The organism is uncultured Anaerofustis sp. (genome assembly GCF_938029165.1).
In the GTDB taxonomy this organism is placed as follows: Bacteria; Bacillota; Clostridia; order Eubacteriales; family Anaerofustaceae; genus Anaerofustis.
On sequence record NZ_CALHFB010000047.1, the window covers coordinates 86372 to 97586 of the forward strand.

General features: G+C 34.4%; 10 protein-coding genes. 2 read left to right on the top strand and 8 right to left on the bottom strand.

Annotated elements, in window-relative coordinates; genetic code table 11:
* Position 1 precedes the first annotated feature (1 nt).
* The 5 genes from Q0516_RS08880 to glmU all read right to left on the bottom strand — a co-directional run bounded on the left by Q0516_RS08880 (position 2) and on the right by glmU (position 4880).
* Positions 2-673 (bottom strand): VTT domain-containing protein, encoded by a 672-nt coding sequence (locus tag Q0516_RS08880; protein ID WP_257480422.1) that lies wholly within the window; start codon positions 671-673, stop codon positions 2-4.
* Positions 673-1608 carry a transketolase family protein gene (locus Q0516_RS08885; RefSeq protein ID WP_007050946.1) on the bottom strand — a complete coding sequence of 312 codons (936 nt, stop codon included), beginning with the start codon at positions 1606-1608 and terminating at the stop codon, positions 673-675. Before Q0516_RS08885 ends, Q0516_RS08880 begins: the two co-directional genes overlap by 1 nt.
* Entirely contained in the window at positions 1608-2420 is an 813-nt protein-coding gene (locus Q0516_RS08890) for a transketolase (RefSeq protein ID WP_294466747.1), read from the bottom strand. Before Q0516_RS08890 ends, Q0516_RS08885 begins: the two co-directional genes overlap by 1 nt.
* A gap of 33 nt (positions 2421-2453) precedes the next feature.
* On the bottom strand, positions 2454-3407 hold the full coding sequence (locus Q0516_RS08895) for a ribose-phosphate pyrophosphokinase (RefSeq protein ID WP_257480424.1): 954 nt from the start codon (positions 3405-3407) through the stop codon (positions 2454-2456).
* Positions 3408-3515: 108 nt separating this feature from the next.
* A complete protein-coding gene (gene glmU / locus Q0516_RS08900; protein WP_294466751.1) occupies positions 3516-4880 on the bottom strand; it encodes a bifunctional UDP-N-acetylglucosamine diphosphorylase/glucosamine-1-phosphate N-acetyltransferase GlmU in 1365 nt (454 codons plus the stop codon).
* Between the two features lie 120 nt (positions 4881-5000).
* On the opposite strand from glmU, the gene Q0516_RS08905 reads away from it, so the two are divergent.
* Together Q0516_RS08905 and Q0516_RS08910 are read left to right on the top strand one after the other, a co-directional pair.
* The gene (locus Q0516_RS08905; protein WP_365945531.1) at positions 5001-5492 is read left to right on the top strand and encodes a peptidylprolyl isomerase; all 492 of its coding nucleotides are present in this window, start codon (positions 5001-5003) and stop codon (positions 5490-5492) included.
* Positions 5493-5797: 305 nt separating this feature from the next.
* Positions 5798-7204 carry a right-handed parallel beta-helix repeat-containing protein gene (locus tag Q0516_RS08910; RefSeq protein WP_294466763.1) on the top strand — a complete coding sequence of 469 codons (1407 nt, stop codon included), beginning with the start codon at positions 5798-5800 and terminating at the stop codon, positions 7202-7204.
* A gap of 154 nt (positions 7205-7358) precedes the next feature.
* Here the strand turns inward: Q0516_RS08910 and Q0516_RS08915 are convergent, their stop codons facing one another.
* Genes Q0516_RS08915 through asnS form a run of 3 tightly spaced genes read right to left on the bottom strand, consistent with a single transcriptional unit; the run spans position 7359 to position 11198 of the window.
* Complete coding sequence (locus Q0516_RS08915) at positions 7359-8960, bottom strand: Ig-like domain-containing protein (RefSeq protein ID WP_294466765.1); 1602 nt, start codon at positions 8958-8960, stop codon at positions 7359-7361.
* Between the two features lie 21 nt (positions 8961-8981).
* The gene (locus Q0516_RS08920; RefSeq protein ID WP_294466767.1) at positions 8982-9791 is read right to left on the bottom strand and encodes a Cof-type HAD-IIB family hydrolase; all 810 of its coding nucleotides are present in this window, start codon (positions 9789-9791) and stop codon (positions 8982-8984) included.
* A gap of 27 nt (positions 9792-9818) precedes the next feature.
* Positions 9819-11198, bottom strand: coding sequence for an asparagine--tRNA ligase (gene asnS, locus Q0516_RS08925; protein ID WP_294466774.1), 1380 nt, complete (start codon positions 11196-11198; stop codon positions 9819-9821).
* Positions 11199-11215: the final 17 nt, after the last annotated feature.

Here is an 11215-nt window from a genome sequence, read left to right on the forward strand (position 1 = left end):
CTTACTCATCGATTACATCATCTTTTATTAATTTATTTCTAAATAGGTATACTACAAATAATATGATACCATAAAGTAAACTTATTGCAACTAACATTTTAAAATCCTTACCGATAAGCCCCGCACCTAAAAGACCGGGGTATAGTATCCCGGGTGTTCTCGCAAGCAATAAAAAAACAATAAATTCCTTATATGAAAGATTACTGCTTCCCGCTATCAAACATAAGGCATCATCGGGAAAAAACGGAAGTAAAAATGCTAAAAATAAACTCAGTTTACCTTTTTTACCGGACACTATTTTTAAATAATGGTCATAAGTTTCCTTTTCAACAAACTTAAGAGCGACCTTCTCACTGAAATGTTTACCAAGGGCAAACATGACCATACTTCCGAGATATATCGCAAGTCCGTTGAGTATAAGACTGTTTACAAAACCAAACAGCCCTCCTCCGACAACACCAAGAACGTTACCCGGTATCGGAGCAATAATAACCTGTAAAAACTGCAAACTAAAAAAAACTAAAGGAGCCCATACACCAAAACCGGAAATGAACGCCTTTAATCTTGTGGGGTTTGTAAAAAAATCAAACCCCACCTTGTTAATAACGAATGCAATCAATAATCCTATACTTATTACTAAGAGAGTTATTCCCGCGATTCGTTTTTTATTCATTATTTTCTTCCAACAGCTTTTTTAGCAGCTTCGATAATATCCGGAGTATCGATATGGTATTTAGCTAATAATGCATCAGGAGTACCGCTTTCACCGAATGTATCCTGAACAGCTACATATTCCATCGGAACAGGACATTCTTCACTAAGTGCCTGAGATACAACGCTTCCGAGACCACCATAAACAGAATGTTCTTCACAAGTAACGATAGCACCTGTTTCTTTTGCAGCTTTAACAACAGCAGCTTTGTCAAGAGGCTTGATTGTAGCCATGTTGATAACTCTCGCATTGATACCGTCTTTTTTAAGTTCTTCAGCTGCTTCGATAGCTTTTTGAACCATGATACCGCAAGCAATCAATGTTACATCGTCGCCTTCTTTGATTGTTGCAGCTTTACCAACTTCAAATTTATAATCATCACCGAAAACTACAGGTGTAGCAGCTCTTGCAAATCTCATAAATACAGGACCGTCGATTTCCGCAGCAGCTTTAACTACTTGTTTAGCTTCTGTATCATCGGCAGGAACGATAACTGTCATGTTAGGAAGAGCGTTCATAAGAGCGATATCTTCTAACATTTGGTGAGTAGCACCGTCTTCACCTACTGTAAGTCCGGCATGTGTCAAAGCAAGTTTAACATTTAATTTTGGATAACATACAGCGTTTCTTACTGCATCGTAAGCTCTTCCTGTACCAAATACAGCAAAAGTAGATACGAATGGGATTTTACCTGCAAGGGATAAACCGGCAGCTAAACATACCATGTCCATTTCAGCGATACCGGCATTAAAATGTCTTTCAGGGAATGCTTTTTTAAATACGCCTGATTTTGTAGCGCCGGCTAGATCGGCATCTAATACAACGATGTTAGAATTTTCTTTACCAAGTTCTGTTACGGCGTTTCCGTAAGATTCTCTAGTAGCAATATTACTCATTATTTCCAACCTCCTAATTCTTCAATAGCTTCTTTAGCTTGTTCCTCACTAGGAGCTTTTCCATGCCAACCAACTTGGTTTTCCATGAATGAAACACCTTTACCTTTTACTGTCTTACAAATAATTACACTAGGTTTTCCTTTACAAGCTTTAGCTTCTTCGTTAGCTTTTCTTAATTTGTCAAAGTCATGTCCGTCATCTACATTGATTACATTGAAACCGAATGCAGCGAATTTTTCATCGATTGGGTATGGAGACATAACGTCTGTTATAGGTCCGTCGATTTGTAGATTATTGTTATCTACATATACGATTAAGTTATCAAGTTTGTAATGACTTGCAGCCATTGCAGCTTCCCAGATAGTACCTTCTTGGATTTCACCGTCTCCAACCAAGGTATAAACAGTAGAATCTTTACCGTCTAATTTGTTACCTAAAGCAAGACCGGCAGCTACAGGGAAACCAAGTCCCAATGAACCCGCTGTCATATCAACGCCCGGGCATTTATTGATTGCAGGGTGACCTTGAAGTCTAGTATTGATTTTTCTGAATGTCTTAAGTTCTTCTCTCTCAATAATTCCTTTTTCAGCAAGAGCAGCATATAAAACAGGTGATGCATGTCCTTTACTTAAAATAAATTTATCTCTGTTTGGATCGTCAAGATTGTCTTTATCGATATTCATAGCTTCAAAGTAAAGATATGTAACGATATCGGCACTTGATAAAGATCCGCCTGGATGTCCGCTTTGTGCAGCAGCTACTTCTGTAATAATGCCGACTCTGACATTATTAGCAATTGTTTTTAAATCCATAATTCTTCATTTCCTTTCAAAATATAATATTTTTTATGAAAAAATTGAGCTAATAGATTTTCCGGTATGGATTATCTTTACTGCCTTAGCAAGTAAAGGCGCAACAGATAACACCGTAATCTTGTCAATTTTCTTATCAGCTGTTAATGGGATAGTATTTGTAGCTATCAATCTGTCAATAGCCGAGTTTTCAATTCTTTCTACCGCCGGACCCGATAATACAGGGTGAGTACAAGCACAAATTATCTTACTTGCACCGAGCTGTTCCAAAGCATTGGCCGCACCTACGATAGTACCTCCGGTATCTATCATATCGTCGATCATAATGACTTTCTTTCCTCTTACTTCCCCGATAACGTTCATTACTTCCGCAACATTATCCTTTGGTCTTCTCTTATCTATTATTGCTAAAGGAACATTTAAATATTCCGCTAACTTTCTTGAACGTTTAACGCTTCCTGCGTCAGGAGACACAACGACCACATTATCCATACTTTCATTTTCGGAAAGGATGTAATCGGCGATGATTGGTCTACCGTATAATCTGTCAAATGGTATATTAAAGAACCCTTGAATTTGGTCTGCATGCAGGTCGATAGAAATAACTCTGTCAGCACCGGCAGTAGTCAGCATATCAGCAACCAATCTGGCTGTGATAGGAACTCTTCCCTTTTCCTTTCTATCCTGTCTTGCATAGCCGTAGTAAGGCATAACAACATTAATCCTTCCGGCAGAAGCTCTCTTAAGTGCATCTATTATTATTAATAATTCCATTAAATTATCATTGACCGGATAACATAAAGATTGAATGACAAAAACGTCTCTTCCTCTAACTGATTCATTGATTGTTACATTGATTTCTCCGTCAGAGAATTTACCGATTTTTGCCGAACATAGAGGTAATGCTAAATTGTCTGCTATTTCTTGTGCCAAAGCCTTATTTGAATTACCTGCAAGTAAACAAATGTCTGAAAAAGATTCTATCATTTTCTACTCCCCATTATATTTTATATTTTATTAAAATAGTGACTAAACTATTTATAAACTTATTATAGCAAAATTTGATTTGTTTTTAAATTGTAATGTAATAACTTTTTATTTTTTTTTGTATCCTTTTTTTACTGTCTGTCTGCTCCTTGCAATTGCAAGAGAGTCTTTTTCAACGTCATCAGTAAGTGTGGAGCCTGCTGCAATATAAACATTATCATCTATATTTATAGGTGCAACAAGGTTTACATTACACCCTACAAAACAGTTATCCCCAACTTTTGTACGATATTTCTTTTTACCGTCATAGTTTACGAATACTACTCCGCACCCTACATTGGTATTCTCTCCTATATCGCCGTCTCCGATATATGTAAGATGACTTACCTTAGTGCCGTTTCCGATAGAAGAGTTTTTGACTTCCACGAAATTACCCAGTCTGGTATTGTTTTTTATATCCGCATTCGGTCTTAAATGAACATAAGGACCTATTTGATTGTTGTCATTTACTTTTGCGTCAACAATAACGCAGTTATCTATCTTGTTGTTATTTCCGATTATACTATTTTCAATTCTTGAAGAGTAAATAATATTCTCTTTTCCTATAACACTTCCTTTTTTGATTATCGTATTGGGATAAATAACAGTGTCTGTTCCGACTTTAACGTTTCTGTCTATATATGTAGATTTAGGGTCGATAATCGTCACCCCGTCTAACATCAATTCTTTATTTATTTTTTCTCTGAACAATTCTTCACATTTGGATAATTCATACCTGTTATTTGCAGCTTCAATAATATTACCTTCACTTGCGGCAAATGCATCTACATTATAATCATTATCTTTAAATATTTCAATCATATCAGTAATGTAGTATTCGCTTTGAGCATTATTTGTGGAAAGCTCATCCAAATGTTTTAAAAGTTTTTCTATATCAAATATGTAAGTCCCCGAATTTACTTCATTTATTTCGGCTTCATTTTTATCAGCGTCTTTGAGTTCGACTATTTTTTCCAGCCTTCCGTTTTTTCTAACTATTCTGCCGTAACTCTTCGCATCGTCTAAAATAGCGGTAAGAACACCTAAATCCAGTTCGTTATCATAAGAATATTTAACGAAATCATTTATGATATCTTTATTTATCAAAGGAGCGTCACCGCATAAAACAAGTATCTTTCCTTTTTTTCCTTTAAGGAATTCCCTTGCCATCATAACTGCATGTCCGGTCCCGAGTTGCTCACTTTGAAGGAAGTAACTATACTTATCTCCCGTCATTTCCTTGACCATTTCGGCTTTATATCCGACTACAACTCCGATATCTTCAATACCCGCTTCTTCCACATTTAAAATAACATGTTTTAGAAGTGTTTCTCCGCATATTTCGTGAAGTACTTTGGGTTTATCGGATTTCATTCTCGTACCAAGCCCTCCAGCAAGGATTAACGCCGATACGTATTCGTTTCTTTTCTCCATAATTTTCACCTACCAGCTAACATTATAATAAAGAAGTGAGAAAAAGTACATAAAAAATTTAAATTTATTCCTTTTATTTATTTATGTATGGTAAAATATTTGTAATATAGAAAGAAAGGAATGAAAAAAATGACAAAAGTAAAGATAGAAATGGAAGACGGCGATATTATGCTCGCTGAGCTTTACGAGGATATAGCACCAATAACATGTGATAATTTCATTAAACTTGCTAAAAAAGGATTTTACAACGGACTTATATTCCATAGAGTAATAAAAGGATTTATGATACAGGGAGGATGTCCCGACGGGAACGGAATGGGCGGTCCCGGACATACGATAAAAGGAGAGTTTTCTTCCAACGGGATTAAAAACGACTTAAAACACGAAAGAGGCGTTTTATCCATGGCGAGAAGCATGGATAAAAATTCCGCGGGAAGCCAGTTCTTTATCATGCACGAAAATGCTCCCCATTTAGACGGAGACTATGCGGCATTCGGCAAACTTATCGAAGGATATGATGTTTTAGATAAAATAGCTGAAACTCCGACGGATTATATGGACAAACCAAAAGAAGAAAGAAAAATAAAAGAAATCACTATTATTGAAGATTAAAATATAATTAATCATATTATTATGTAAAGAATAAGTTTATAATACCAAATCAATTTTATTCTATGATAAAATTAGATACACTTTATAAACTAAAGTATAATCCCAAGAACATAAAATATTCTTGGGATTTTTACTTATTTTACAGGTGAATTTTAATCCTTATATATAAAATTTTTCTTAAATAAAAATATATAAATCAAATTTACCAAAACACCTTTAATATCATTTTAGGGTGTTTTTTTATTAAAATCATAACAAAACAAATATAAAGGTATATAATTATATCAATGAAAAGAGGGAAAGGTATGAAAAAGAAAAATATATTATTTATTTTTACATTTATGATTTGCATAAGTATATTATCTCTGGCAAGTGCTAAAACAAGACTTTATGATTTGATAAGAGGAGATAAGTATTTTAAAACTAAATGTATAAATGTAATGGAAAATAAAAAAAGCGAAGCTGATATGCCTAAAAAAAATATAATATACGTTTCTTCTAAAAATGGAGATGATAACAATAAAGGTACAAAATCATTACCGTATAAGACCATAAAAAAAGGCTTATCCAAAACAAAGGCAGGATACACCCTTGTTTTAAGAAGCGGTAATTACAAAGAAAAAATTGATATAAAGAAAAAGGGAAATAGAAACAAATATATTATAGTAAGGAATCACAACAAAGAAAAAGTAGTCATAGACGGTTCCAACATAAAAAAACATAGTTCAATAATAGATTTAAATAACTCTTCATACATAAAAATAATGGGACTTACCGTTAAAAATGCAAAGGGAAATGATATAGCAGGTATCAATCTATCAAGCGGAGCAAACCATATCATTTTAACAAATAATAGAATTACGAATATAAGAGTTAAAAATCCAAAGAAAGAAGAATATACAAACGGGATTTTGCTCCTTGGAGAAAACGGAAAACATAAGATAAATAATGTACTTATGAATAATAATAAATTATATGATATGGATACCGGATGGGGAGAATGTATTTCAGTATCCTCAAACAATGAAAATATAAATATCATAAAAAATAATTTAAATAAAACAGGGAATATCGGTATTGATCTAACAGGAAATTACGGATACTGCAAAACAAAAAAAGCAGATTTCCCAAGAAAGTGTTTTGTGTATAAAAATATTATAAAAAACGAGAAGTCAAAATATGCGACAAGCTACGGTCTTTACGTAGACGGAGGACAGGATATCAGACTACAAAGCAATAAAATAACAAATTGCAGCGGAGGTATTGAAATAGGTTCGGAAAGAAAACCAATAAAGAAGTACAGCACAAAGAATATAAAAGTATATAACAATAAGGTCTACGACTGCAGTAAAAATGGAATCACAGTGGGAGGATATAAAAAAAGTTTGGGAACTGTTTATAATGTAACTTTGTATAAAAACAAATGCATCAACAGCGGAAAAAAGGAAGCTATACTCACAATTTCAAAAGCAAAGGATATAAATGTAAAAAATAATATATTTTCAAATAAATATTCCAACTCTCCTATTGTTTATATCCCTTTTAATAAAAAATATAGCGATAATTTGAAATTTAACAAAAATATTTATTACAGCAAGGGAAAGGCTTCTAAATCAAAATATTACTACAAAGGGAAATATATCAAATCATTTAAAAAGTGGACTAAAGTGTCGAAAGACAAAGAAGGTAAATTTAAAAAAGTAAATTATTAAAAACACATTTCATTTTATCATCGTCTCTTCACGGGGCACTACGCCTGCTTACGCAGATTCCGCGCCCCTTACTTATCCATTAATACAAAAAAAGACCTTAGCATAAAAGGTCTTTTTTATTTTACTTATTAAATTATATTTAGATACCTATTAACTATTTCTTTTTATTAAATGCAGGGTCTGTAGGACAGTATCCCCTATCTCCCGAAACTCTTCTCGGATTAGGTCTTTTCGGTTTCTTAAGAGGTGCTTTTCTCGTAGTGGAAAATACCTTTACGGTAGAACCCGCACATCTGTCATATATCCATTTTGCATCCGCAACGGTAAGTCTGACACATCCGTGAGAAGCATTTCTTCCAAGTTTCTTATATTCAGAAACGCTTATAGATTTTTTATTTCCCCTTTGATAGTACCATGCAGAATGGAACAAATAATTACCGGAAATCTGTGTACAGTACTGACCGTAAACGCTGTTCATAAGTTCATGCCATTTACCTATCCTTCTAAGTTTAAAAGTCCCCCTTATAGTAGGTGAAGAAGCAACACCCGTAGAACAAACCATTGCCTTTACGGGGATTATATATCCGTACTTCTTATCTTTAGCATATACTATGACTGTATTCGTCTTAGTATTTACAGTTACCAAATATTTCTTTTGTTTTCCTATTAATTTATCGACGTTCTGAGCTTGTTTACCCTTTGAATTAAAGTAAAGCTTATATCTTTTTCCGCCGATCTTAACATATTTCCAAACCTTTTTCTGCATTACCCCCGTCTTTGGATGGAAATAATATCTCGTACCCTTTATGCTTGCTACGCCGTAAACCAGAGTTCCGTTTTTCTTTGCATAATATTTCTTGCCGCTTTTTTTATACCAACCCGGCTTCTTACACAATGATACGACCTTACATTTAACTTTTTTACCGCTCCCGTCAAGAGCCTTACAGGTAATGGTTGCTTTGCCAGGACCGACAAAATGAAGTTTACCGGTTTTAGAATTAACTTTCACCACATTTTTATTACTTGTATAATACTTGACCTTTTTATTGTAAGCATTACTTGGATATAATTTAGCTTTTAACTGATATTTACTTCCTATTTTTTTCTTTACTGAAGTCTTATTTAGTTTTATCTTAGTGACCGCTCTAACAACTTTCACTTTACATGAAGCTTTCTTTCCGCTACCGTCAAGAACAGTGGCATAAATATATGCGCTTCCGTAACTTTTTGCAGTAACTTTGCCTGAACTTGTTACAGTAGCAACTTTTGAATTGCTTGTAGTATATTTATATTTTCTGTCATCTGCATTGGAAGGATAAACACTTGCCTTTAAAACATAGCTCTTTTTAGGATATAAGTTTATACTGCTTTTATTTAATTTTACGGAAGTAACCGGCTGGCTGACGGTAATACTACAGGTATCACTAATATCCGCATCTTTTGCCTTACAGGTAATGACCGCACTGCCTTTTGACTTTGCGGCAATATTTCCATTATTATCCACGCTTACTACATTTGGATTACTGGAGATAAATTCCACATCACTAAGACTTGACCCGTCAGGTAATATATTTACCTTTAAAGTATCTTTACTCCCCGCTTTATAAGCAAGACTTTTCTTTTCAAAGCTTATACTGCTTACAGCTATTTTACTACCGTCTGTATCAGATACATCATTTGAAGCAAATACCCCCACAGGCATGAAACTTAAAACCATCACCATGACGATAAACAACGAAATCAATCTTTTTTTCATTAACAATTCCCCCATTTTAAATTAGAACATTCCCGTATATAACGTTCTTTCTATTATATTTTCTATTACATAACAAAGAGGATCTTCATTATTTGTCTGAGTCAGAACAATATCACTTGCATTTTTTAAATTCTCACTTGCATTTTTCACGCTGACTCCAAGTCCGGCATTTTCAATCATAGGAAGGTCGTTATCGCTGTCGCCAACGGCAAGTATTTCCTCTTCTTTTACATTTAATTTCTTTGCCACTTCCAGCAGAGTCTCATATTTATCCACCCCTTTTGGATAAAAATCAATAAGCACTTTAAATGATACACATCCGCTTATCTTTTCATATTCTCTGCTTAATATATTATCTCTCTCTTCATCTGTTTCATAATAAGCACAAATTTTAAAAGGATTTGGTACATCTAAAATATCCTTCATCTTTATATAATGTGCTTCTCCGTTATTTGGAAGCATAGTTTCTACACATCTTCTGTCATCCGTTTCATACCACATTCCCGTTTCATTTGTGACGACAAAAGACTTGCAAGTCTTTCTTAAATGTTCTATCAATACCTTGTATTCATCCTTATCGAATACTTTGATAAATTCCGCTTCACCCTTAGTATTGAAATAACATATCCCGTTATCCGCAACATGATAACTTTCACTAAGTCCCAAGGACTCTGCAATAGGAAGAACGCCTTTATAATATCTTCCGCTGGAAAGTATTACATATACTCCCATATCCGCACATTTCTTTATGGCTCTCCTGGTCTTTTCCGTGATTTTTTTATCATCTGTAAATAAAGTCCCGTCTATATCCGTTGCCAAAATTTTATACATGATCTGTTACCCCTATTTTATTTTAAACTAAAATTTTGCATTATTTACTGTTCTTGGGAAAGGTATGACGTCTCTTATATTCTTCATACCCGATAAGTACATGATAAGTCTTTCAAAACCAAGTCCGAACCCTGCGTGTTTTACTCCTCCGTACTTTCTAAGATCCAAATACCAGCCCATGCTGTCACTGTTCATACCAAGCTCTTCCATTCTGGAAACCAAAACATCATATCTTTCTTCTCTTTGACTTCCGCCTATTATTTCTCCCACACCGGGAACAAGTAAATCCACTGCGGCAACAGTCTTATTATCCTCATTCATCCTCATATAAAAAGCTTTTATTTCCTTAGGATAATCAGTTACGAACACAGGTGCACCAAAATGTTTCTCCGTCAAATATCTTTCATGTTCCGTTTGAAGGTCAAGTCCCCACTCTACGGGATATTCAAACTCTGCATCAGCTTTTTTTAGTATTTCTATGGCTTCGGTATAAGTGATCCTTTTAAATGTGGAATTTAGTATTCCTTTAAGCCTTTCAACAAGCCCTTTATCCACAAATTTATTAAAGAATTCTATTTCATTTCCCGCTTTTTCAAGAGCATAATTTATCACGTATTTCATTAAATCTTCCGCAAGATCCATATCGTCGCTCAAATCTGCAAAAGCGATTTCCGGCTCGACCATCCAAAATTCAGCAGCATGACGAGGTGTGTTTGAATTTTCCGCTCTGAAAGTCGGTCCGAATGTATAAACATTTTTAAAGGCAAGCGCGTAAGCTTCCGCCTGAAGCTGACCTGAAACGGTAAGATAAGTCTCCGCACCGAAAAAGTCTTTTGTATAATCAATATTATCTTCTTTATTTAAAGGCGGATTTTTCATGTCCAGAGTTGTAACCCTAAACATCTCTCCCGCACCTTCGCAGTCACTTGCGGTTATAAGAGGAGTATTAACATAAACAAAATCTCTAGCTTGAAAAAATTCATGGATTGCAAAAGAAATCAAAGAACGAAGCCTGAAAACAGCATTGAAACTATTTCCCCTTGGTCTTAAATGTGCGATTTCTCTTAAATATTCAAAAGAATGTCTTTTCTTTTGAAGCGGATACGAACCGTCGCTGCCTGCTAAAAGCCTTACTTTTGTAGCCTTGATTTCAAAATCCTGTTTCATATCCGGAGTTAAAACCAAGACCCCGTTTACTTCTATACCGCTGGAAGCGTGAAATTTCGTTACTTCTTCATAATTATCTATGCTGTCTTTTTCTACAACGACTTGTACATTTTTAAAATTTGTACCGTCATTTATTTCAATAAACCCGAATTGATTGGATGAACGTATGGTTTTTATCCATCCGTTTATAGTTATTTCTTTATTTTCATAGCTTTTAAAATTCTCCTTTCGTTTGGATATAGAAAAAGCCGTCCATT

Coding starts and splice junctions, on each gene's coding strand:
- glmU (WP_294466751.1), bottom strand. CDS start 4,880: ATGGAGAAAAGAAACGAATACGTATCGGCGTTAATCCTTGCTGGAGGG.
- Q0516_RS08885 (WP_007050946.1), bottom strand. CDS start 1,608: ATGAGTAATATTGCTACTAGAGAATCTTACGGAAACGCCGTAACAGAA.
- Q0516_RS08880 (WP_257480422.1), bottom strand. CDS start 673: ATGAATAAAAAACGAATCGCGGGAATAACTCTCTTAGTAATAAGTATA.
- Q0516_RS08890 (WP_294466747.1), bottom strand. CDS start 2,420: ATGGATTTAAAAACAATTGCTAATAATGTCAGAGTCGGCATTATTACA.
- Q0516_RS08905 (WP_365945531.1), top strand. CDS start 5,001: ATGAAAAAAATGACAAAAGTAAAGATAGAAATGGAAGACGGCGATATT.
- Q0516_RS08920 (WP_294466767.1), bottom strand. CDS start 9,791: ATGTATAAAATTTTGGCAACGGATATAGACGGGACTTTATTTACAGAT.
- Q0516_RS08915 (WP_294466765.1), bottom strand. CDS start 8,960: ATGAAAAAAAGATTGATTTCGTTGTTTATCGTCATGGTGATGGTTTTA.
- Q0516_RS08895 (WP_257480424.1), bottom strand. CDS start 3,407: ATGATAGAATCTTTTTCAGACATTTGTTTACTTGCAGGTAATTCAAAT.
- Q0516_RS08910 (WP_294466763.1), top strand. CDS start 5,798: ATGAAAAAGAAAAATATATTATTTATTTTTACATTTATGATTTGCATA.